This window comes from Paraburkholderia phytofirmans OLGA172 (genome assembly GCF_001634365.1).
GTDB lineage: Bacteria > Pseudomonadota > Gammaproteobacteria > Burkholderiales > Burkholderiaceae > Paraburkholderia.
Genome location: NZ_CP014579.1, coordinates 2792137 through 2813021 on the forward strand (window position 1 = coordinate 2792137; position 20885 = coordinate 2813021).

Annotated in this window: 20 protein-coding genes and 1 pseudogene; 8 read left to right on the forward strand and 13 right to left on the reverse strand. The window is 60.2% G+C overall.

Annotated elements, in window-relative coordinates:
• Window positions 1-17: 17 nt before the first annotated feature.
• Genes AYM40_RS32415 through AYM40_RS32425 form a run of 3 tightly spaced genes read right to left on the reverse strand, consistent with a single transcriptional unit; the run spans window position 18 to window position 2725 of the window.
• Entirely contained in the window at window positions 18-857 is an 840-nt protein-coding gene (locus AYM40_RS32415) for an ABC transporter permease (RefSeq protein ID WP_063500071.1), read from the reverse strand.
• Window positions 857-1690, reverse strand: a complete 834-nt coding sequence (locus AYM40_RS32420; protein WP_063500072.1) for an ABC transporter ATP-binding protein — start codon at window positions 1688-1690, stop codon at window positions 857-859. Before AYM40_RS32420 ends, AYM40_RS32415 begins: the two co-directional genes overlap by 1 nt.
• A 3-nt stretch (window positions 1691-1693) precedes the next feature.
• The gene (locus AYM40_RS32425; RefSeq protein WP_063500073.1) at window positions 1694-2725 is read right to left on the reverse strand and encodes an ABC transporter substrate-binding protein; all 1032 of its coding nucleotides are present in this window, start codon (window positions 2723-2725) and stop codon (window positions 1694-1696) included.
• Between the two features lie 517 nt (window positions 2726-3242).
• On the opposite strand from AYM40_RS32425, the gene AYM40_RS32430 reads away from it, so the two are divergent.
• Entirely contained in the window at window positions 3243-4370 is a 1128-nt protein-coding gene (locus AYM40_RS32430) for a porin (protein ID WP_063500074.1), read from the forward strand.
• 224 nt (window positions 4371-4594) lie between these two features.
• Here the strand turns inward: AYM40_RS32430 and AYM40_RS32435 are convergent, their stop codons facing one another.
• Entirely contained in the window at window positions 4595-5767 is a 1173-nt protein-coding gene (locus AYM40_RS32435) for a sensor histidine kinase (protein ID WP_063500075.1), read from the reverse strand.
• 129 nt (window positions 5768-5896) lie between these two features.
• On the opposite strand from AYM40_RS32435, the gene AYM40_RS32440 reads away from it, so the two are divergent.
• On the forward strand, window positions 5897-6277 hold the full coding sequence (locus AYM40_RS32440; protein ID WP_063500076.1) for a response regulator transcription factor: 381 nt from the start codon (window positions 5897-5899) through the stop codon (window positions 6275-6277).
• Window positions 6278-6441: 164 nt separating this feature from the next.
• Here the strand turns inward: AYM40_RS32440 and AYM40_RS32445 are convergent, their stop codons facing one another.
• On the reverse strand, window positions 6442-7539 hold the full coding sequence (locus AYM40_RS32445; protein WP_063500077.1) for an SDR family oxidoreductase: 1098 nt from the start codon (window positions 7537-7539) through the stop codon (window positions 6442-6444).
• A gap of 562 nt (window positions 7540-8101) precedes the next feature.
• Here AYM40_RS32445 and AYM40_RS32450 point away from each other — a divergent pair.
• Window positions 8102-8797, forward strand: a complete 696-nt coding sequence (locus AYM40_RS32450; RefSeq protein ID WP_063500078.1) for a phosphatase PAP2 family protein — start codon at window positions 8102-8104, stop codon at window positions 8795-8797.
• 245 nt (window positions 8798-9042) lie between these two features.
• Here the strand turns inward: AYM40_RS32450 and AYM40_RS32455 are convergent, their stop codons facing one another.
• The 6 genes and pseudogenes from AYM40_RS32455 to AYM40_RS32475 form a co-directional block, all read right to left on the reverse strand.
• Window positions 9043-10341: an L-fuconate dehydratase gene (locus tag AYM40_RS32455; protein ID WP_063500079.1), complete on the reverse strand. Its 1299-nt coding sequence runs from the start codon at window positions 10339-10341 to the stop codon at window positions 9043-9045.
• 171 nt (window positions 10342-10512) lie between these two features.
• The gene (locus AYM40_RS32460; RefSeq protein ID WP_063500080.1) at window positions 10513-11454 is read right to left on the reverse strand and encodes an ABC transporter substrate-binding protein; all 942 of its coding nucleotides are present in this window, start codon (window positions 11452-11454) and stop codon (window positions 10513-10515) included.
• Window positions 11455-11562: 108 nt separating this feature from the next.
• Window positions 11563-12588, reverse strand: a complete 1026-nt coding sequence (locus tag AYM40_RS32465; RefSeq protein WP_063500081.1) for an ABC transporter permease — start codon at window positions 12586-12588, stop codon at window positions 11563-11565.
• A gap of 24 nt (window positions 12589-12612) precedes the next feature.
• A complete protein-coding gene (locus tag AYM40_RS32470; protein ID WP_063500082.1) occupies window positions 12613-14124 on the reverse strand; it encodes a sugar ABC transporter ATP-binding protein in 1512 nt (503 codons plus the stop codon).
• 357 nt (window positions 14125-14481) lie between these two features.
• A pseudogene (locus AYM40_RS39430) lies at window positions 14482-14625 on the reverse strand (DsbA family oxidoreductase); the annotation flags it as partial.
• A 133-nt stretch (window positions 14626-14758) separates the two neighbouring features.
• Window positions 14759-15268 (reverse strand): DUF1993 domain-containing protein, encoded by a 510-nt coding sequence (locus AYM40_RS32475; protein WP_063500083.1) that lies wholly within the window; start codon window positions 15266-15268, stop codon window positions 14759-14761.
• Window positions 15269-15694: 426 nt separating this feature from the next.
• Between AYM40_RS32475 and AYM40_RS32480 the strand changes: the two genes are divergently transcribed.
• The 4 genes from AYM40_RS32480 (at window position 15695) to AYM40_RS32495 (ending at window position 18473) form a co-directional block, all read left to right on the forward strand.
• On the forward strand, window positions 15695-15988 hold the full coding sequence (locus tag AYM40_RS32480) for a GYD domain-containing protein (protein ID WP_063500084.1): 294 nt from the start codon (window positions 15695-15697) through the stop codon (window positions 15986-15988).
• 62 nt (window positions 15989-16050) lie between these two features.
• On the forward strand, window positions 16051-16260 hold the full coding sequence (locus tag AYM40_RS32485) for a hypothetical protein (protein ID WP_063500085.1): 210 nt from the start codon (window positions 16051-16053) through the stop codon (window positions 16258-16260).
• Between the two features lie 108 nt (window positions 16261-16368).
• Window positions 16369-17874: a type I glutamate--ammonia ligase gene (gene glnA, locus AYM40_RS32490; protein ID WP_063500086.1), complete on the forward strand. Its 1506-nt coding sequence runs from the start codon at window positions 16369-16371 to the stop codon at window positions 17872-17874.
• 89 nt (window positions 17875-17963) lie between these two features.
• Window positions 17964-18473, forward strand: coding sequence for a hypothetical protein (locus AYM40_RS32495; RefSeq protein ID WP_063500087.1), 510 nt, complete (start codon window positions 17964-17966; stop codon window positions 18471-18473).
• Between the two features lie 40 nt (window positions 18474-18513).
• On the opposite strand, the gene AYM40_RS41630 is transcribed toward AYM40_RS32495, so the two are convergent.
• A complete protein-coding gene (locus tag AYM40_RS41630) occupies window positions 18514-18687 on the reverse strand; it encodes a hypothetical protein (RefSeq protein ID WP_158515368.1) in 174 nt (57 codons plus the stop codon).
• A 184-nt stretch (window positions 18688-18871) separates the two neighbouring features.
• Between AYM40_RS41630 and AYM40_RS32500 the strand changes: the two genes are divergently transcribed.
• Window positions 18872-19330 carry a DUF2501 domain-containing protein gene (locus AYM40_RS32500; RefSeq protein ID WP_063500088.1) on the forward strand — a complete coding sequence of 153 codons (459 nt, stop codon included), beginning with the start codon at window positions 18872-18874 and terminating at the stop codon, window positions 19328-19330.
• A gap of 39 nt (window positions 19331-19369) precedes the next feature.
• Here the strand turns inward: AYM40_RS32500 and AYM40_RS32505 are convergent, their stop codons facing one another.
• On the reverse strand, window positions 19370-20854 hold the full coding sequence (locus AYM40_RS32505; protein ID WP_063500848.1) for a CHASE2 domain-containing protein: 1485 nt from the start codon (window positions 20852-20854) through the stop codon (window positions 19370-19372).
• Window positions 20855-20885 lie beyond the last annotated feature (31 nt).

The window sequence follows — 20885 nt, forward strand, 5'->3', positions numbered from 1 at the left end:
GGTGTTTCGTGTTCGATTCAATGCGAGCTTTCGGGCTGCCATCTGACCACCAGGCGCTCGACAATCGCGATCACCAGGAAAAACAGGCCGGACAGCACGGCGCTCATGATGATCGCCGTATATAGCAAGGCCGAATCGAAGCTGTAAGTCGCCTGAATGATCATTGCGCCGATACCTTGCGTGGCGCCAATCCATTCGCCGACCACCGCGCCAATCACCGACATCGACGCGGCAATGCGCAATGCGGAGAAGAGATACGGCAGCGAAGCGTAGAGGCGCAGCTTGAAGAAGATTTCACGCTTGCTCGCCGACAGGATCTGCATCAGTTCCATCGCCTGCGGGTTCACCGCCTGCAGCCCGCGGACCATGTTCACGAGCGTCGGGAAGAAACAGACGATCGCCGCGATCGTGATCTTCGGCTCGAGACCGTTACCCATGATGAGGACGAGGATCGGCGCCTTCGCGACCACCGGAATCGAGTTGATCATCACGGCGACCGGATAGAAGATGTCCTGCAGCGTCTTGTTGTGAACGAAGACGGTGGCGATCAGGATCGCCGCCAGGTTGCCTAGCAGAAAACCTCCGCATGCCTCGATTGCAGTCGGCACCAGGTTCTGCAACAGCACATCGCTCTTGCTAAAAAGCGTCTCCAGAACCAGAAGCGGCGACGGCGCGATAAACGGCTTCACATGAAAGCCCGCCACCACCGCCCACCACGCGAACAGCAAACCCGCAACGCCGAGTACCGGCAGCAAGCGCGCGCGCCACAGGCGTTGACGGCGACGCGCAAGCCAGGCCTGCGCTTCAGGGTCCGCCGCTTGGGACGACAGGTTCAATTGCATTTCGGACGTGGCCATCAGCAGGTCTCCAGTACGCGTCGCAGATAGGCAGCGAGTTCGACGAATTCGCGGGTCTCGCGGATATCGAGCGTTCGATCTTCCGGCAGCCCGACCGGAACGATCTCCTTCACACGCCCGGGGTTGGCGGCCAGCATCAGCACGCGCTGGCCGAGAAACGCCGCTTCATAGATGCTGTGGGTGACGAAGAGGGTCGTGAGGCCCATCTCTTTCCAGACGCGGCGCAATTCTTCGTTCAGACGGTCTCGCGTGATTTCGTCGAGCGCGCCAAACGGCTCGTCCATCAGCAGGACTTTCGGGTCGCTGACGAGGGCGCGCGCAATCGCGACACGCTGGCGCATCCCGCCTGACATCTCGTGCGGGTAAGCGTCCTCGCGCCCCTTGAGACCCACGAGCTCCAGCAGTTCACGCGGTGTTGCGCGGCCCGCACGCGCCTTGCCGCCCGCCACTTCAAGCGGCAACTGCACGTTCTGGATGGCCGTGCGCCACGGCAGCAGCGCCGCGTCCTGAAACACGAAGCCGATGTCCCGATGCTCCCGGGCGACACGGGGCGCCGCACCGAGCACGCTGATGTCGCCGCGGCTCGGCTTGATGAGGTCCGCGACGACGCGCAGGAACGTCGACTTCCCGCAGCCCGAGGGGCCGAGAAGCGTGAGGAATTCGCCGGCCGCGACGTCAAGGCTCAAGCCCTCGATCGCGGTGACGCTGCGCCGGTCGGTGAAAAAGCGCACGTTGATATTGCGGCAGCTAATAGACAGATGGGTGTCTTGCATCCCGGCGACGGACGAACCGGCCCCGTCCGCGCGCGGCGGATTGATAGTGGCAGCATGCATGGATTACACCTTGAGGCGAGAGGAACGGGTAGCGTTGAGAACGTCCATCGTCATCACGTCGTCGACTTTTGGCTGACTGCCCCGGAACTGGCCCAGCTGACCGTACAGCGCGATCTGCTCTTCCCAGACCTTCGCGTCCATCGCGCCCCAGCCCTGGGTCTGCGTGGTCTGATCGAACGCGTAGCCCATCAGCGAATCGATCGCGACGCGCTCGTCGGCGCGGTTCAGGTTCGGATATTCCTTGATGAGCAGATCGACAGCTTCGTCGCGATGCGCGTTCGCGTAGAGCCAGCCACGCGCGGTTGCGCGCATGAAACGCGTAACGGTGTCGGGATGGTCCTTGAGTGTCGCGGTGTTCGCGTAGTACGGCAGCGCATAGAGGCGCACGCCGGTGTCCCACAGGCGCAGGTCGACGCGATCTGCCCCGAGCGGCTTGAGTGCCGTGGTGTTGGTTTGCCAGCCGGTCACCGCATCGACCTGACCACTCAGAAGCGGCATCATGTCCGCGCCGATCGGCACGATATTGACCTGGCTTTCCGGAATTTTGTTCTTCGCGAGCAGCGCCTTGAGCAGCACCATGCCCGTCGACTGGATACCGATCCGCTTGCCGATCATGTCGTGCGGCGTGCGCACGGGATTTTTCTTCAGCGAAAAGAAACTGTAAGGATGCTGCTGCAGCCCGACCGCGATGCACTTGATCGGCAGGCCTTCCGAGACCGCAAGCATGATCGAAGGGCTCGACGAAATCTCACCGGCCTCGAATCGGCCCGAGGCGACAATCGCGACGCCGTCGATGTTCGGGCCGCCCGGCTGAATGTGAAAATCGATTCCTTCCTGCTCGTAATAGCCGAGTCGCTTCGCCGTCACCTCGCCGACCTGGTTGCCGCCGGGAATCCAGCCCAGTTGCATGTTGACGGTTGTCCTGTCGCCTGCAAAGGCGCGCACCGAAAGCAGTGCGCCCGTTGCAGCCATGCCGCCCGCCGCGAGTGTCATCCGCAGCAAACGCCGACGTCCGGCATTTTCGATTACTGACATCATCTCCTCCGTTGGTCCTGCCTGGATACAAGGGGCCGGTCGTCTAACGCTCAGTGCTGCCGGTCCAAACGATTATTGAGAGCCAAAAGTGTCCCCGCAAGCATCAATTTTGAAGATGAGCGATGCCAAAATTAGAGCACCACGCCCGTGCACGCTTTCTGACAAAGTGCCCAAAAGCGTGCGTGATTCGTGCACCGGTTCGGCCTCGGCGCGCTAAAAATTCGATCACTGGTAGTCAAATTCAGTGCTAGCCGTCGCGAATTTTGTTCCGCAAGAATCGCCAGCAATCGCTCCAGATCTGCTTCAGCGTGCAAGGCGATTGCCGAAAGGCGGTTGTAATGGCAAGCAATCTCGACGCGGGACCGCATTGCTGCGCCGCCGATTAACCAGAGAAAGCTGAGACAGTTATCGAAGACGCAATGCCTTCGCTGCGCAATGATTTTGTTTCGCGATCCTAATCACGACACAAGTTGAAAAATTCGCTTTCACTTTCCCAAAACAAGCACTCAAGGAAATCATGATTCGACGCATCGTTGTTCTTGCCTCAATGGCCCTGTTCTGTCAGGCGGCGTCCGCCCAAAGCAGTGTGACCCTGTATGGGCTGATCTCGACGGGCATCGTCTATACGAACAACCAGAAAGGCGCCGACAAGCAGGGCCATGCCACGTGGCAATTCGCGAGCGGCCCGATGCAGACGCCTCGCTGGGGAATGAGGGGCACAGAGGATCTGGGTGGAGGCCTGAAGGCCATCTTCACGTTGGAAGGCGGCTACAGCCTGGCGACTGGCGCACTCTCGCAAGGCGGCCGTGAGTTTGGCCGGCAGGCTTTTGTCGGCTTGTCGTCGAATACCCTCGGGACGGTGACGCTAGGCCGTCAATATGACGAGGCAGTCACACTGTGCGTCTTCTCGTCGGCCTGTCAGTTCGCGGCCTACGGTGCGCACATTGGCGACAGCGATAACGTGTTCGACACGTTCCGGATCAACAACGCGGTCCAGTACAAGAGCATCGACTACAAAGGTCTTCAGTTTGAAGGGCTCTACGGCTTCTCGAATAAGGCGGGCGGTTTCTCCGACAACAATGCCTATAGCGCCGCGGTGCAATATCGCAACGGCCCGGTGTCGGCCGGCCTGGCGTTCCTTCAGGTCAATACACCGAACGACGCCAATAATACGAACGGCGCGGTGGTGAACGACTATGGCTTCACGTCGCCGTTCATCACGAATCCGGCGACCCATGCCGGCGTAAGCAAGCAAAGGATGTTTGGCGCGGGCGGCGCTTACGCGTTCGGGCCGGCGAACCTGTCACTGCTCTATACCAACGCGCGATTCGACTATCTCGACACGTCGCGTCTGACGCTGCAGAATTTTGAGGTTTCGCTGACCGACTACGTGACGCCGCAACTCATTCTTGGCGCCGCGTATATCTTCACCACCGGGCAATACCACCCGCAGAACAACAGTCCCAAATGGCATCAGGTGAATACTGGCGTGGACTACCTGCTCAGCAAGCGCACCGATCTCTTCCTCGTCGGCATCTATCAGAAAGCAGCGGGTGACGCGCAGTACGCGCAGATCTATTCGCTTTCCCCGTCCACCACCAAGTCGCAAGTCTCAGCGGTGATCGGGCTCCGGCATAAGTGGTAAGCAGTGTGACCAGCCTGCCGGACAGCAGCCCTGCTGGCCGGCAAGCGGACGACCGGCGCGCCCATCATCCCGCCGCCCGAGCCGGCACATTCGACAACAACGGCCCGAGTCCTTCGGCATGATCGTCGCGGGCCGAATGCTGTGCATACCGCCAAACCGGTCGCCGGGATCGGCGAAGCGGTGGGCTATCAATCGAATGCCGCGTTTCAACGCGTCTTCAAGCGTCACGTCGGTGTTTCGCCGGCGCGTTGGCACTCGTCCGGCGGAAAGCTCCGAGCATGATGGCGCGGCAGGCGCACAGCGAACACGGTTTCTGTTCCGTCGGAGCGCGCCTCGATCTCGCCCCCATGGGCCTTGGCAATCTCGCGCGCGATATAGAGTCCGAGCCCCAGATTGCCGTCGGCGTCATAGGAGTCTTTATGACTCAGGCCACGCTGAAGCGGGTCGAAGATCCGATGCAGAGTCAATCGATCGATGGCGGGCCCGTGGTTCCTGACCTCGAAACGAACGCTCCCCTCTTCGCCGGTCATTACCACCCGCACCGGCGCGTCCGGCGCGCCGTACTTGATCGCATTCAGCACCAGATTGCCCAGCAACTGCTGCAGACGGCGGCCGTCCCAAACACCCCGACAGTCACCTTCCACGTCCAGATCAACCTGACGATCTGGATGGGCTGCCCGCAACTGGTCGAGTTCGTCGGCAAGCAGTTTTTCGAGGTCGGCATCGGTCGGCGCGATATTGATACCCAAACCGAGCCTGGTTCGATTGAAATCAAGCATATCGTTCAGAAGGGCCTGCATGCGGGCGCCGCTTCTGATCAAACGGGATGCGGCTACCGATACCTGCTCCCCAGCGTTCAGCGCCGCCAGATATTGGGCTGTCATCTGGATGGTCTGAAGTGGGCTGCGCATATCGTGCCCGAGCATGCCAAGCAAAAGGTTACGAGCCTGATCTACTTGCGCGCTGAAATAGCCGACTGATTCGGCAAGCGCCTGGTCGATGGCCTCGTTGAACCGGATGACATCGTCCGGATGTGGGGCTTCGGGCTGGCATTCGTCTATCCAGAGGCGCAGGACGCTGGCGCGCAAGGCGCGGTACTCAGCAGCCAATTGATTGATGTCGAACCCGCCCCGCGCCCGCAGAAGGGCGTGCGTCTGCGCACCTGTCTCCGGCGCTCCGATCAGTACGGGGGCTCGTCCCATCGACTTTTCGGCCTGCGCTTCCCTGGTCTGGGCCGTCGACAGATCCTTCGCTACGGCTTGCAGAATCTGTTGCGCATGGTCTCGCAGAGCGAGCGATTTCATGTTTGCGGCTGCCGGCAGCAGGGTGCCGGCAAACGCCTCCCATTGCGCCAGGATCGTTTCCATGTCATGCAGGATGAAGTCAGCCAATCGCATGTTCGCCCTCGAAGAAGGGGAAAAAGTTCGTATGGCGTATGCGCTGAATTTAAATTGCGCGCAAATAGCTGCTTCGATTCTATCGGGTCCCTAAATTGCGTGACATAGGGGGCAACCTATAGGACCACAATGTCCACTGCAAAAACGGAGCGCTTACTTATCGCGGACGACGACCCGAATCTGGTCGAGGCCTACGTGCGGTTCTTCGAGGCTTACGGTTACACCATCCACACGGCTGCAGACGGTGTAGGCGCGCTCAGCGCGTACCGCGCCTGGTGTCCCGACGTGGTGATGCTCGATATCCAGATGCCTCATATGGACGGTCGGGCAGTGGCGAGAGAAATCCGGCGCATGAACGTCATCCCCTGGCCGTTGCTGCTGGCGGTGACCGCACTGTGTGCGCCCTCCGAACGAGTCGAATCGCTCAAGGCCGGCTTCGATCACCATTTTGTAAAACCGGCCCAACTGCCGGTCATTCTGGCTGCAATGGCGGCCCGCACAACCATTTGAGACTCGTTTGTCGGGCCGCATCGGAAAAGCGAAAGCTGTCGCCGCCACGGCACGCAACATCGCGGTGCTGTTCCACAACACGTTACGCTATGGCAACTCGTAGTCCGTATAGCCGCGCGCGTCACCAACGTAGAAAGTGGACCGCGTTGCTTGCCAGCGCGCCCTCATTGCAGCGTTGGCGGCAAAAGCTTCTGGTCGATGAAAGACTGGAGCGCTGCGCAGAATGCGTCCCGAGTGTCGACCGCAGCGTTGAATCCGGCTTTGCGAAGCTTGATGGTGCTGACAAAAGCGACGGGGCCCGCAGGCGCTCCATATGCAAACGCAAAGTCGGCATGTTGATCGCCCTGACCGACAAACGAACGAAGATCACCACTCGCAAGGTTGTACTTCTCGACGATCTTCGCCCAGACGTCAGCGTTGTCGCGAATGTACTGCGCCACCCTGGTAGGCTCATCGCCTCCGACTTTTACGCCTAGCGTCTTCGCCATTGCGGGCCACACACTTCGCCATTCAAAGACATCGCCGTTGGTGACGTTGAAGATCTCGTTCGCCGCTTGCGGAGATTGCGCCGCCCACACCATCACCTCGCCGACCAGATCGGCGTCTGCCATTTCCCAGACGAACGACGGGCCGCCGGGAAAGCTGAATGCCTCGCCCTTCTCGCGGCGGATAGCCGCATACACACCGATGTCCGGGAGGACGTTGAGCGCCCCGGGCGTCTTCCCGGTGACGAGTTGAGGGCGCAGCACGGTGTAAGTGAAACCGTGCTTCGCAGCCGCGTCGCGAACGTAGTCCTGCTGATCGAAGAAGAAGTTCGCGTGATTGTCGCGCGGGTCGCTCTCCCGTGCCGGGATAGCGATAGGGTGAAGGTGGACGCCGTATGCCTTCGTTCCCTGCAGGATAGACACATGCTTGAGCGCCGATTTCTCTGAAATGAGGGGCTCGATCACATTGCGCAGCATCGCATTGTTCACTTCGATCTGGTCTGCGCTCGACCAGCCGCTCACCAGATCATCGGCATTCTCGTAAATTGCCGCATACGCTACGTGCGTAATGTCTGTGAGCGCAGACAGCGCCTCACGGGCGGCTCTCTCATCACGCAAATCCACCGGGATAAACGCGAAGTCTCGCCCACTCGGCAGTTCCGGCTTACGCCGCGAAATACCGACGACATCCCAGCCCGCAGAGAGAAAGGATTCAATGGCGGCTACGCCTATGAGTCCACTCGCTCCCACAACCAAAGCCCTATTTTTCGTGCTCATTACTTTTCTCCATTTCCGCGATTTCTGTCCCGGCCCAAACATTCATATTCGATTCTGAAAATATCGAATCTGCCTGGGCGCGCTTCCCGACTGGCTGCCGGTCGCGACAAATTTAGTCCCGGCGGTAGTTGCGCGGTAGCAGCGGGCGCGGAATCATAGTTATTCCCTGAAGTAATGGTCATCCTCGCCCGAAACGATCGATCGCAATTGTCTGAAAATAGCAAGCTCACGTTCCACCTGCGCCAACTTTGGCGCCGACGTGTCGTCTGTCGTCGACTAACCGCTGCTCAGCAGCTGTACCTGCCATGCGTGCCTCGGCCTCCGTCGCGAACGGACGCTGGCTGCCTGCCGTGACGCGTATCGGCGCAACCGCGGGTGAGTCGCGCCGGCACTTCTGATAACGGTTATTTTTTCTCTCCCCGCTCGTGTTTTTTACTTTTTTTTACTTTTTTACCGATTTTTTGGGTGCCACACTTGGCTCACGTGGGGTTGCGAGAAAACGGGCGGCAGCTTGCGCAAGCCAGGCATTTTTATAGCTGTAAATCCAAGAGGAGGTGCCGAAATGAACAGTTTCGATACGGCAATCCAGACTTTCCTGACGCACATCGCTTTTAACTCGATCACGCTTAACCACGCGATAAGGGTAATCGCGGGCCTATATACATTTAAGGGCTTCGTGCTCGTACCCATTTTGTGGTGGATATGGTTCAAACCCAGTCAGCGTGTCGAATGGGAGCGTGAAATGGTCATCGCGACGATTGCGAGCGGCCTCATGGCGCTCGCAATCGGCAGGCTTCTCGCCCATTACCTGCCATTTCGGGTGCGGCCGATCTATAACCCCGAGTTGCACCTGCACTTTCCATCGGCCGGTCTGCGAGAGGCGGTGCTGCGAACCTGGAGTTCCTTTCCGAGCGACCACGCGATGCTGTGGATGTCGGTCGCGACAGGAATCTTTCTCATCTGGCGCCGCGTCGGCGTGCTCGCGCTTCTGTACACCGCGATCTTCATATGCCTGCCGCGCGTCTATCTCGGCTTGCACTATCCGACCGACATACTCGGGGGGGCGGCGATCGGGATTATCATCGCCTACTTCATGACTCGCGACTCCGTTAGAGCGCGTTTTGCAGCGCCTATCCTGCGATGGATTTACAGATTTCCCGGACCCGCTTATACGTTGGCGTTTCTTCTGTGTTTCGAATTAATCGCCCAGTTTGACGAAATACTACTGCTCGGGCAGTCGATTTCAAAAGCACTGTGATTGCCCGTGCCCGCAGCTACGGGCCCGCCAACTACCGGCGATAGCGTGAGCTTCAGCGGGAGCATGACGGATGGACAGATTTAAAATCGGTTCGCACACGAATCCGGACCGACGTTGACCAGAAGCGGGGGCGACGAACCGCCGGGACACGGGTCGGTCAATGGCGGTAAACACAAGCGAAAGACGGCTATCGGGGGCCACGTCGAATGTCGCTTCATGGCCGGCAGCCCCCCACGCGTACCACCTCATGCCCGCCAGGCCGACCCCTCGGGAAAGTCATACTGATCGAGCGACGCCGCATGCATTTCGATGCTGTAACCGGCACGTTGCGGCGGCATATAACGCCCGCTTCGAATCACGACAGGATCAACAAAATGCTCATGCAAATGATCCACGTATTCGAGCACGCGGTTTTCCAGCGAAGCCGACACGCAGATATAGTCGAACAGCGAAATGTGCTGCACATACTCACACAAGCCGACGCCGCCCGCGTGCGGACACACGGGCACACCAAATTTCGCCGCCATCAGCAGCACGACGATCACCTCGTTCAGACCGCCCAAACGGCAGCTATCGACCTGGCAGAAGTCGATGGCTTGCGCCTGCAGCAACTGCTTGAACATGACCCGGTTATGACAGTGCTCGCCCGTCGCCACACCGATGGGCCGAATCCGCTCGCGAATGGCCGCGTGGCCGAGAATGTCGTCGGGACTCGTGGGTTCCTCGATCCACCACGGATCGAATTGCGCCAGGCGCCGCATGTTCGCGACCGCTTCATCGACATCCCACACCTGGTTCGCATCCATCATCAGCTTCAGGTTTTCGCCGATTTCGTCGCGCAGGATGCGGGCCCGGCGCATATCCTCTTCGAGATTGCCGCCCACCTTCTGCTTGAAGTGCGTCCAGCCCTGCGCGACGCCTTCACGCGCGAGCCGGCGAATCTTGTCGTCGTCGTAACCGAGCCAGCCAGCCGACGTCGTGTAGGCCGGATAGCCGTGCGCCAGCATTTCCCTCTCGCGCTCGCCCCGGGTCCTTGCATGACGGTGCAGCATCGCGATGGCTTCCTGCGGCGTGAGCGCGTCCGTCACATAGCGGAAGTCGAGACAACGCACGAGTTCTTCGGGGCTCATGTCGACGAGCAGCTTCCACACCGGCTTGCCTTCCGCTTTGGCCCACAGGTCCCAGGCCGCATTCACGACAGCCGCCGTCGCCAGATGAATCGCGCCCTTGTCCGGGCCGATCCAGCGCAGCTGGCTGTCTGACGTCAGCGCGCGCCAGAAAGCGCCCATGTTCGCCGCAATATCCTCGAGCGTCTTGCCCACGACCAGCGGGGCAAGCGCCTCTACCGCAGTCACGCAGATCTCGTTGCCGCGCCCGATAGTGAAGGTGAGGCCATGGCCGCTGAGCCCCTTCGGCGAATCGGTTTCGAGCGTCACGTAGGTGGCGGAGTAATCCGGCGCGGCGTTCATCGCATCGGAGCCGTCGAGTGAACGCGAGGTCGGGAACCGAATGTCCCGGACGGACAAGCTGGTGATTGTGGGCATCTGAACACCCTCTTCTTCGACAGCTATCGGCTTGCGCCTATGCGCAAAGAGGGCCGTGCGCGCTCGCCCGGCCTCTTTGCGGCCATCTGCTCTCTTCGCGATGCAAGGCGAGGCGAGAAAAGAAAAGAGAGCGCCGCGCCCCTCCTCTCTCTTCGCGCCTGGCGGCGACGGTCAGTCGTAGAGCACGGCGGCGATCTTGGGATCGCTCATATTGCTCTTGTCGTACCAGTAGAAGCCCGTGTCGACTTTCTTGGGCAGCTTCTCGCCCTTCAACGCCTTCACCGCGGAGTCGACGACGCATTTGCCAATGCCGACCGGGTTCTGCGTAATGGCACCGGCCATCAAACCCGAATTGATGTCGTCCTTTTGCTCCTTGCCGGAGTCGTAGCCAATCAGGACGAGCTTTTTGCCGGATTCCTTGACGCCGATCGCGGCCCCCTCCGCCGATCCTTCATTCGCGCCGAAAATGCCCTTGAGATTGGGGTTGGCCTGGATCATCGTCTTGGCGATTTCCGCCGACTTCAGATGGTCGCCGCCGCCATATTGGACCGAGACGATCTTGATGTTCGGGTGCTTCGCTTTCATCTCGTTCAGGAAGCCGTCGCGGCGATCGATGCCGGTGCGGCTCGTCTGGTCGTGCACGACCAGGCCGACCTCACCTGCATTGCCGATCGCCTCGGCCATCTTGTCGGCGGCAAGCGCGGCCGCGGCAAGGTTGTCGGTCGCGCAGGTGGTCAGCGGAATATCGCTGTCGACGCCGGAGTCGAAGGCGATGACGGGTATTTTGGCGGCCTGCGCCCGCTTCAACAGCGGAATGGCGGCCTTGCTATCGAGCGCGGCAATGCCGAGCGCCTGGGGCTTCTTGGCAAGCGCGGCCGAGAGCATGTCGATCTGCTTATCGACCATGGCCTCGGTTTCCGGTCCCTCGAAGGTGATCCTGACGTTGTGCTCCTTGGCCGACTGTTCCGCGCCGGATTTGACCGCCTGCCAGAACTGGTGCTGGAAGCCCTTCGAGATCAGCGGGATGTAGGTATCTTGCGCGTACGTCACACTCGTCCCGCCAATGAGCGCGCCAACGCCGACCACGACACCGATTAGTCTTCTTTTCAACATGGGGTTTCTCCTCCTAAGTGGGCCGTCTACCTTCAGCCATTGGGGGAGCCTTGAGCGCTCCCCTTTCTTGATCTTGTTGCGCGCGGCGTAAGCCTTCGTCTGACTTCGTCAGCTCTTCTTGCGCCGCAAAATATCGGCATAGACCGCGAGAATGATGATGAGGCCGGTCACCACGATCTGCCATTCCTGAGCAACGGACAGGATGCGCAGGCCGTTGGTCAGCACGCTCATGATGAACGCGCCGATGATCGTGCCGAGAATCGTGCCCGCACCGCCGCTGAGCGAGGTCCCGCCAATGACCACGGCCGCGATTGCTTCGAGTTCATAACCTTGGCCTAGCGCCGGCTGGGCCGAATTCAGGCGCGAGGCGATCAGCAGCCCGGCGACGCCGCAAATGGCCCCGGCCAGGCCGTAAATGGCGATCTTCCACCGATCGACATTCACGCCGGAAAGGCGCACGGCTTCTTCATTGCTGCCGAGTGCAAAGGTGTAGCGGCCGAGCGCCGTGCGATTGAGCGTGATGGAACTCACGACCGCAAGGAAAAACAGAATCAGGACTGCATTCGGAACGGGCAGGCTCGGCAGCACATAGCCGATCAGCGAATCCTGCGAGATCCGGTAGAAGTTTTCGGTGTCGCTGAAATAGATCGGCTTGTCGGCCGAGACGACGAGCGAAAGTCCCTTCAGCAACAGCATCATGCCCAGGGTGGCAATGAACGGCGGTATTTTCATTTTCGCCGTGAGGGTTCCCGAAATGGTCCCGCAGATCGCGCCCGTGCCAATCGCAGCAACGACGCCGGTCCACATCGGCAAATGCCAATAGGTCAGAAACACGCCGCAAATGACCGCCGTAAAGGTCATCAACGTGCCGACGGACAAATCGATGCCGCCGGTGATGATGACGAACGTGCAGGCGATCGCCAGCACACCGTTGACCGCCGTCGCCTGCAGAATCCCGAGCATGTTGTCCATCTGCATGAACGCGGGAGACGCGAAGCTGAAAAAGACCAGCAGGAGGATCAGGCTTCCGAAGGCGAGCAGCTTTTGCAGAGCGGTCGGCGTGAAGACGCGGGCTCTCAGGCCCGAGGACCTTTCCTTGTTACCCAGCGCCGACGTATCCGATGGCAGTGTCATAAACCGAACCTCTCCTCTTCAGGCTCACGCCGCTTTTAAGGTTTCGCGTTGCGTCGCCAGTTGCATGATGCGCTCCTGCGTCGCCTCTTTGGCTGAGAGTTCGCCGGTAATGCGGCCCTCGCACATCACGACGATGCGGTCGCTCATGCGCAAGATTTCCGGCAGTTCCGACGAGATCATCACGATCGCCTTGCCCTGCTCGGCGAGCGAGCGCAGGAGCTTGTAGATTTCGCTCTTGGCGCCGACGTCGATACCGCGCGTGGGCTCGTCGAAGAAGAGCACGTCGCAATCGCGCTCGAGCCATTTCGCGACGACGATTTTCTGCTGATTGCCGCCCGAGAGAAGCCGCACTTCCTGCGTCGCGGAGGGTGTACGAATGGCAAGCAGATTGATGAAATGGGAAGCTGTCCGGCGTATCTGGGCGCGCCGCAGGAAAAAGTTGAGCGACAGGAATTTGCGCAAATTGGACATCACGATGTTCGATTCGACGTTCATGCCGGTCGCAAGGCCGAAGCGTTTTCGGTCTTCCGAGAGATAGCCGATACCACGCGCCACCGCATCGCTCGGATTCCTGATCGTCGCCTTCACGCCTCTCACGACAATGTCGCCCGATTCGATCGGATCGGCGCCGAACACCGCGCGGGCAACCTCGGTGCGGCCGGCGCCCATCAAGCCGGCAAAGCCCAATATCTCGCCTTGGCGCAGCGCGAAACTCACGTCTCTGACCAGCGGGCCAGCGTTCAGATGTTTGACTTCGAGGGCGACTTCGCCTTTGTCTGCCGCGCTGTGAGAAGGCGCGACGTCGGTCAACGTTCGCCCGACCATCATGCCGATGATTGCTTCGATGCTGGTGTCTCTGGCGGTGACGGTGGCCACATATTCCCCGTCACGCAACACAGTGACGCGGTCGGCAATCTGCTTCAGCTCATCCATCTTGTGGGAAATATAGATGATGCCCACGCCGCGGCTCTTCAACTCGCGGATGATGCGGAAGAGTTCGGCGATCTCGGCGTCGTTGAGCGCCGAGGTGGGCTCGTCCATGATCAGGACGCGCGAATCGAAAGACAAAGCCTTGGCGATCTCGACCATCTGCTGCCTCGCGACGGTGAGGGTGCTCACAACCGCGCGCGGGTCGATGTTCACATGCATGCGGGCAAGGATGTCGCGCGCCTGCGCGTTGAGCTTGTCTTCGTCGAGGAACAGGCCGAGGCGTCCACGCGGCTCGCGGCCGATAAACATATTCTGGGCGACGGTCAGGTGACTCATCAACTGGAGTTCCTGATGAATGATGCCGACACCCATGGCCTGCGCCTCGCGCGGGCTCAAGAATTCGACCGGCTGGCCATCGTAGAGGATTTCTCCGGTATCCCGGGTGTATACGCCGGCGAGGATTTTCATCAGCGTCGACTTGCCGGCGCCATTCTCGCCCATCAGCGCGTGGACTTCACCCGCCATGAGCTCGAACTGGACTTCGTGAAGCGCTCTCACGCCGGGAAAGCGCTTGTTGAGCCTTTGGACGGAAATGAGCGGGATCATGGGGCGGCTTGAACGTCAATGCCGCGAGCGCCGCTGGCCTCATTGCAAGGAGCGGGTCGACAAAGCATGAAGCGCCGCTGCGCTTGGCGTCGCCGGGTATTCCGGCTGGAATCGCGGCTGAAATCGCAACGAGAAGCCAGACACATTGCCTGGTGCCCCCAAACCGATGTGCCACGATTTTACGCCGCTGGACAGTCGCGGCTCAATTGGGCATTCCCTAGTATTGTGCGCAATCGGATCGCGCGCCGATTTCCCACTATTTGACGGGCATATCGGGCCGGTTCGCTGGCCTCTATCCCACGCAGAATCCGGCTTAAGGATGGTGGCTCGTGACGCATCGAACGTCGCAAAGCTACTCTACGCTTCAGCGAGAATCTGCTGCATGACTTGCTCGAAGGTTTCCACGGGTTGTCCGCCGCTCACCAGATTGCGGCGGTTAAAGATAATCGCCGGCACTGACTGGATGCCCTTTGTCTGGCATTCGCGTTCTTCCGCGCGCACTCGCCTTCAGCAATGAGATGAAGTACGCGGTCGATCCAGACATCGGGCTTGCCTTCGAGCACGCGGGCCGGCCGGCAAGCACCGCTGAAACTGCCACCGGCCGGTAACTCGCGTGGCCCCTGCGCGCTGACGATCAGTAAGAGCCCATATAGTCGCGCTTGCCGATTTCGACGCCGTTGTGGCGCAAAATTGCGTAGGCCGTCGTCAGGTGGAAGAAGAACTGGGGCAGGCCATAGTGTTGCAGATAGGCGCTGCCAACCAGCTTCTTCTCTTTCGGCGTGCCCGGACGCAAGACGATTTCCTTGTTCTCGCTACCCTCGAATTGGGCGGCCTCGAGTGTGCCGATGTGCGTCAACGCCTTGGCGATAAGCGCTTGCAGGTCGGCAAACGTGGCTTCCGTATCGGGCCACGACGGCACCTCCACGCCGGCCAGGCGCGAGCTGATGCCCTTGGCGAAATCGGCAGCGATCTGCACCTGGCGCACGAGGGGAAACATATCCGGGAACAGGCGCGCCTGCAGCAGCGCGTTCGGCTCGATGTTCTTTTCGGTCACGTGTGCTTCGGCTTTCTTCAGCACGTCGGACAATGCAGTCAGCATTTGCTTGAAAACTGGGACGGAGGCGCTGTAGATGGAACTTGTCATGGTCACTCTTTCGGTCGGTGATGGATGGCCGGCGCGGAAGGTGCCGCGCCGGCCGGGTTAATGTCAGGCTCGTAACTGAACGTGTTGACGGAAACGGCGGAAGATTACCATTGTCCTCACGGGAACGCCTATGCCGAAGCGCTGCAGGTCTGCGATGGGAGGCCGCACTGGCAGATCAGCTCCTTGAGGACCTGGTCGCGGACCTGACATGATCGCTTCCCCCTGGATGCTGCCGTAGAGGTCACCCCGGGTCGAACAGGAAGTTCCGGGGCTGCTGATCGAAGCTAAACACCCGGTGGCACGCGCTTCCATTGCCTACACTCAGATTGCGCGCAAAACGCTTTCGACTACGACGACCGCAGCAGCGTCCGCAGTCCGACTTGCGCGTCTGGATTCCCTCTCGCACCAATCGTAAGGAGAATCGCCATGGCGACTTATGTGGTTCTTGCACAATTCACCGATCAGGGTATTCGCAACATCAAAAACAGCCCGCAGCGGGCCGGTCAGGCGGCGGAGTTAGCCAAGACCTTTGGCTGTGAAATGAAAGATATCTACTGGACAGTGGGCAAATATGACATTGTCACGATCGTCGAAGCACCCGATGAGCAAAGCTTCGCGGCCTTCGGCTACGCGCTAGGGTCGGCCGGCAATGTCCGCACGCAAACGCTCCGTGCGTTCACGAAGGACGAATGCAGCGCGATTATCGGCAAACTCCCATAAAACAGGTAGTCATCCGGAACGCGAGCCGTTTTCTTCCCGCGACTCTTTTTCAGGAGGTCACAATGAACGCAAAGGCAAATGACAGCGAAGACGTACGCGCATTCGTTCAAACGGCCGAGCAGGCCGGCGAGTATGTCTGGGTGATTACGCTGGTCGACTTTGGGGCACAAAAAATTAAACGTTCACTGGTTTCGGACGACACATTCGCTATGCGCGCTGCGGCTCAGGACGCCGGCGAAGCCTATCTGAAGGGGCTGGCCGCAGACCGGTAGCGCGGCGCGGGGCCGCCTTGCGGGGTTGCCTTGCGGGGTTGCTTTGTTTTCGCACGCGGACAAACTAAAGTTGGACCAAAGGCAGAGGGCCAGAAAGGGAGGTCGCCAATGTCCACGACGCAACACGCTTCTGGATCGCCTTTCGCGGTGTCTGTCGATGCAGGTAGCTTCCACGTCACTCGGCCGGGAAGCGCGAACGATGTGATCGATCTGCTGGAGAAAACAAATATCCAGATCGTCGATTTGAAATTCACCGACCTCCCCGGCCTCTGGCAGCACTTCTCAATCACACTTCCGGAAATTCACCCTGGCCTGTTCGACGCCGGGATCGGCTTCGACGGCTCGTCGATCCGCGGCTTCCAGGAGATTCACGAATCGGACATGCTGCTCAGACCCGATCCGGCCACCGCCTTTGTCGATCCGGTTTGCGACACGCCCACGCTGTCGATCATCTGCGACGTGGTCGATCCCGTGCTGCAGCAACGCTATTCGCGCGATCCGCGCTATGTGGCGAACAAGGCGGAGGCCTATCTGCGCCAGAGCGGAATCGCGACGACATGCTATTTTGGGCCCGAACTGGAGTTCTTCATCTTCGACTCCATCCGCTTCGGCCAGGACCAGCACTGCGGCTTCTACTATGTCGAATCGGCCGAGGGCGACTGGAACACGGGTCGCGACGAGGGCGCGTACGGTGGCGGCAATCTCGGCTACAAGCAGCATTACAAGGAAGGCTATTTCCCGGTGCCGCCGCACGACACGCTGCAGGAGATCCGCTCGGAAATTGCGCTCACGCTGCAGCAGGCTGGCGTACAGATTGAAGTGCATCACCATGAGGTCGCGACGGCAGGCCAGAACGAGATCGACATGCGGTTTGCCACGCTCACTCGCATGGCCGACAACGTGATGATCTACAAGTATGTTTGCAAGAACGTGGCGCGCCGGCATGGGAAGGTGGCCACCTTCATGCCGAAGCCGCTATTTGCCGACAACGCGAGCGGCATGCATTGCCATCAGAGCCTGTGGAAAGATGGGCAGAATCTGTTCTACGACGCTAACGGTTGGGCGCTGACCTCCGACCTGTGCCGCTGGTACATCGGCGGTTTATTGCAGCACGCGCCCGCGCTGATGGCTTTTTGCGCGCCGACCACCAATTCGTACAAGCGCCTGGTCCCGGGGTATGAGGCGCCCGTCAATCTGGCCATGTCGCAGCGCAACCGTTCCGCCGCGGCACGTATTCCAATGTATTCGGATTCGCCGAACGCGCGGCGCGTCGAGTTCCGCTGTCCGGACCCGTCGGCCAACGCGTACCTTGCTTTTGCGGCAATGCTGATGGCCGGACTCGATGGAATTGAAAACCGGACTGATCCGGGCGAACCGCTCGACCGGAACATCTACGACCTTCCCCCGGAACAAGCCGCCAACATCCGCCAGGTGCCCGGCTCACTCGATGCGGCCCTCGCAGCGTTAGAAGCCGATACCGCGTTTCTGCGCAAGGGCGATGTTTTTACCGACGACGTGATCCAGACCTGGATCGCATACAAGCGCGAACGCGAGATCGATACGATTAAACTGCGTCCGCATCCATGGGAGTTTTATTTGTATTTCGATGTCTGAAATAAGGGCGAACCCGTGGTAATCAGGGCGGCAGATTTCGTATCTTCGCTTTGGACTGACCGGCGATTACTCCCGATAGGAGGCCAGATATGCGGCGCATTTATTTTCTATTGCCCAACGTGCAAAGCGGGAAGGCAATCATTGACGAACTGCTGCTGAAGCGGGTCGAGTGGCGGCATATCCACGTGCTCGCACGTCCGGACGTGCGACTCGAGAAGTTGCCGGAGGCAACGCTTACCCAGCGCAGCGACCTGCTCCCCGCGCTTGCGCGAGGCACTGCGGCGGGCGGTGTGACGGGCATGCTCGCGGGCCTTGTCGCGATGGCTTTTCCGCCGGCCGGGCTGACGATCGCGGGCGGCGTCGTCGTCCTGATGACGCTGGCGAGCGCGGGATTCGGCGCGTGGACCGCGACCATGATCGGTGTCGGCATTCCGAGCACGCGTCTGAAGCGCTTCGAAAGCGCGATCGAAAAGGGTGAATTGCTGATGATGGTCGACGTCGGGAAGGATCGCGTCGACGAAATCGAAGAACTGGTCAAGGGTCATCATCCGGAAGCGGACATCGAGGGAACAGATCCGACGATTCCAGCGTTTCCCTGACGGCAAAGCAGGTTCAAGCCACGGACGTTGGCTCATTCGCCTACCCCCGGCGCAAAGCCGGGGGCAGATCATGCCGACGGCAGCTGTCGCCTTCGATCCGGCGCGACACGATCTCCGTATCGCCGAAGTGCCGCGCGGCATGTGCGATCAGCGAGGACACGGTGAGCGGCACATCCATCATCAGTCCCAGTAGCGGCGACGTTGTCGTGTCCATGGTCTCCTCAGCTGTCGTATATTTGCTCCCTACAGTATGAGGATCGGCATGCGGCGCTGACCGCCAAGATCCTTGTCGATTCGGTTCCCGCTCTTCCAGGTGCGACGCCGTGGTGCATCCGCCTGCCGTACCGCTGAGACGAACTATAGTAGAAAGGATTTTCAGCCAGCAGAGAGGTTCAAATATGAAAGCACGGACGTATCGCACCGCAGCTACAGGGATCCTGATCGCCCTATTGCTACCGGTCTCGGCCGCTCAGGCGCAACTCGGAGACCTGCTCAAGCAGGGCGAGAGTGGCGGATCGTCCGGTGGCCTCGGAAGCCTCGGCGGCATGGGCAGTGCCTTGTCGGGTCAATCATTAACTTCTGGCAGCACCGGCAACGTCGCGGGGGTGCTGGAGTTCTGCATCAAGAACAACTATCTCAGCGGGAACAGCGCGTCTTCGGTCAAGGACTCGCTCATGAGCAAGCTCCCGGGCGGTTCCAGTTCCGCCTCGTCCGACAGTGGCTATACCGACGGCGCCAAGGGTATCCTGAGCGGCAGCAACGGCAAACAGTTGGACCTGAGCGGCGGCGGCCTGAAGGAACAGGCCACGAAGCAGATCTGCGACAAGATTCTCTCCCAGGGGAAATCCATGCTGTGAGCGGGCATGGAGAAACGCGTTAGTGGGCAGACCGCTACCTCAAGGTCCTGGCGCTCTGCCGGTGCGGTCGTTGTCGTCTTCACGCCCCGGCGCGTGCATGGCCTCCGTTCTGGTTTTTTCGTCGAGGCGGAGCAACGCGGGAGAAAGGAAGCAGCCCATGACCGCGGACAGGATAATAAAAATCGAGGCCGCATCGACCAGCAGTCCGAAGCGCATGAAAACAAAGAAGCAGCAAAGAAGATTCAGCAGATGCAGGCATATACCCAGTGCGGTGACACCCTTGGGGAGGGTTCTGATGAATAACGCGAACCGCGAATGGGGGCGAGGCACATACCAGATGATCAGCAACCCGAACGTCATGATGAAGGCGCATTCCACCCATTTCAGCCAGGTGGGGCGGCGCAGAAAGCGTCCCTCGAAAATCGTCTCGATCACCTGCGCCTGAATTTCGATACCCGGCACCAGCTCCCCCAACGCCGTCGTGCGCATGTCAGTCAAGCCGGCACCGGTCAGTCCGACCAGCACCAATTTGTCCCGGATCCGTTCCGGATCGACAGTTCCCTGCAGGATGTCGCGTGCCGACACGTAGCGGCTCAGCGTCGACCGAATGGATGCGAAATGCAACCAGATGTCCCCCTCGGGCTGCGTGGGCACCAGCACATCAGCGACACCCACCGCTTGCACGCCGGATGTGTCGGCAAAGACGTCGATCGCCGATGAACCCGTGGCGAGGCGGAGCATTTCAATCGGCAGACTGGGGACCAGTTTCTCCCTCAATCCCATGATGAGGGGAATATGCCGGACTACGCCTTGTTCGAGCGCCACGCTCAGCATCGCCTGCCCGTGGGCCGCCGCTTGCAATTCCGGCAGGCTGGCGAGCACAAAGTCGAACCGTTGCACGTGGTCCAGTGGGTCGATGCCATGAACGAGGATCGGAGCGCTTCGCAGATCGGTGCTGGTGGCGAAGGCGGCATGATCGAGCGCCGCGGCACCCAGTATGGTCGGCGCCGCGCGCAACGATCTGGCAAGAATGGCTTCGTGACTCGGAAGAGCCCGCAAGCCGGCGGCGAGAGCCGCAGCCGTTTTCGGCAGATTGCCGGCCACCTTGTCGGGAGAGGTCTGATCCGGCTCCGGCATGTAAATGTCGAGACCGATAGCCAGCGGTTTCAGTGCCGCAATGGCGTCGATCAGGCTCGCGAGCCGATTTCGCGGCCATGGCCATTGACCGACGGTTGCGAGCGTCTCCTCATCAATCTCGACAATGGTCACGGGCTGAGCAGTCGGAATCCGGGGGAAGTGACGTTGATACTGATCGAATAGAATTTGCCGGGCTGTTTTAAAGGAGTCGGGAAGCGCCTCGTTGAGCGTGTCCACGAAAGCCGGACGTGCTATGACACTCGGCCATTCGCTGCACAGGTTGAGCAGGCTCAGGCCGAACAACACCACCAATGCCACCGGACGCCCCCGGGCCGCCTTCAGCAGACTCCTGATCTGGGCAAGCGACGGGTCGAAATAGCGTTTCATCGGCGGAAAGGCCATTCAGCGCCGATGACTG

Excerpts from the sequence above, each read along its gene's own strand:
- AYM40_RS32460 (WP_063500080.1), bottom strand. The coding sequence starts at position 11,454 with ATGTTGAAAAGAAGACTAATCGGTGTCGTGGTCGGCGTTGGCGCGCTC.
- AYM40_RS41630 (WP_158515368.1), bottom strand. The coding sequence starts at position 18,687 with ATGGACACGACAACGTCGCCGCTACTGGGACTGATGATGGATGTGCCG.
- AYM40_RS32475 (WP_063500083.1), bottom strand. The coding sequence starts at position 15,268 with ATGACAAGTTCCATCTACAGCGCCTCCGTCCCAGTTTTCAAGCAAATG.
- AYM40_RS32480 (WP_063500084.1), top strand. The coding sequence starts at position 15,695 with ATGGCGACTTATGTGGTTCTTGCACAATTCACCGATCAGGGTATTCGC.
- AYM40_RS32445 (WP_063500077.1), bottom strand. The coding sequence starts at position 7,539 with ATGAGCACGAAAAATAGGGCTTTGGTTGTGGGAGCGAGTGGACTCATA.
- AYM40_RS32470 (WP_063500082.1), bottom strand. The coding sequence starts at position 14,124 with ATGATCCCGCTCATTTCCGTCCAAAGGCTCAACAAGCGCTTTCCCGGC.
- AYM40_RS32415 (WP_063500071.1), bottom strand. The coding sequence starts at position 857 with ATGGCCACGTCCGAAATGCAATTGAACCTGTCGTCCCAAGCGGCGGAC.
- AYM40_RS32450 (WP_063500078.1), top strand. The coding sequence starts at position 8,102 with ATGAACAGTTTCGATACGGCAATCCAGACTTTCCTGACGCACATCGCT.
- AYM40_RS32435 (WP_063500075.1), bottom strand. The coding sequence starts at position 5,767 with ATGCGATTGGCTGACTTCATCCTGCATGACATGGAAACGATCCTGGCG.
- AYM40_RS32440 (WP_063500076.1), top strand. The coding sequence starts at position 5,897 with ATGTCCACTGCAAAAACGGAGCGCTTACTTATCGCGGACGACGACCCG.
- AYM40_RS32455 (WP_063500079.1), bottom strand. The coding sequence starts at position 10,341 with ATGCCCACAATCACCAGCTTGTCCGTCCGGGACATTCGGTTCCCGACC.
- AYM40_RS32425 (WP_063500073.1), bottom strand. The coding sequence starts at position 2,725 with ATGTCAGTAATCGAAAATGCCGGACGTCGGCGTTTGCTGCGGATGACA.
- AYM40_RS32500 (WP_063500088.1), top strand. The coding sequence starts at position 18,872 with ATGAAAGCACGGACGTATCGCACCGCAGCTACAGGGATCCTGATCGCC.
- AYM40_RS32430 (WP_063500074.1), top strand. The coding sequence starts at position 3,243 with ATGATTCGACGCATCGTTGTTCTTGCCTCAATGGCCCTGTTCTGTCAG.
- AYM40_RS32485 (WP_063500085.1), top strand. The coding sequence starts at position 16,051 with ATGAACGCAAAGGCAAATGACAGCGAAGACGTACGCGCATTCGTTCAA.
- glnA (WP_063500086.1), top strand. The coding sequence starts at position 16,369 with ATGTCCACGACGCAACACGCTTCTGGATCGCCTTTCGCGGTGTCTGTC.
- AYM40_RS32465 (WP_063500081.1), bottom strand. The coding sequence starts at position 12,588 with ATGACACTGCCATCGGATACGTCGGCGCTGGGTAACAAGGAAAGGTCC.
- AYM40_RS32505 (WP_063500848.1), bottom strand. The coding sequence starts at position 20,854 with ATGAAACGCTATTTCGACCCGTCGCTTGCCCAGATCAGGAGTCTGCTG.
- AYM40_RS32495 (WP_063500087.1), top strand. The coding sequence starts at position 17,964 with ATGCGGCGCATTTATTTTCTATTGCCCAACGTGCAAAGCGGGAAGGCA.
- AYM40_RS32420 (WP_063500072.1), bottom strand. The coding sequence starts at position 1,690 with ATGCATGCTGCCACTATCAATCCGCCGCGCGCGGACGGGGCCGGTTCG.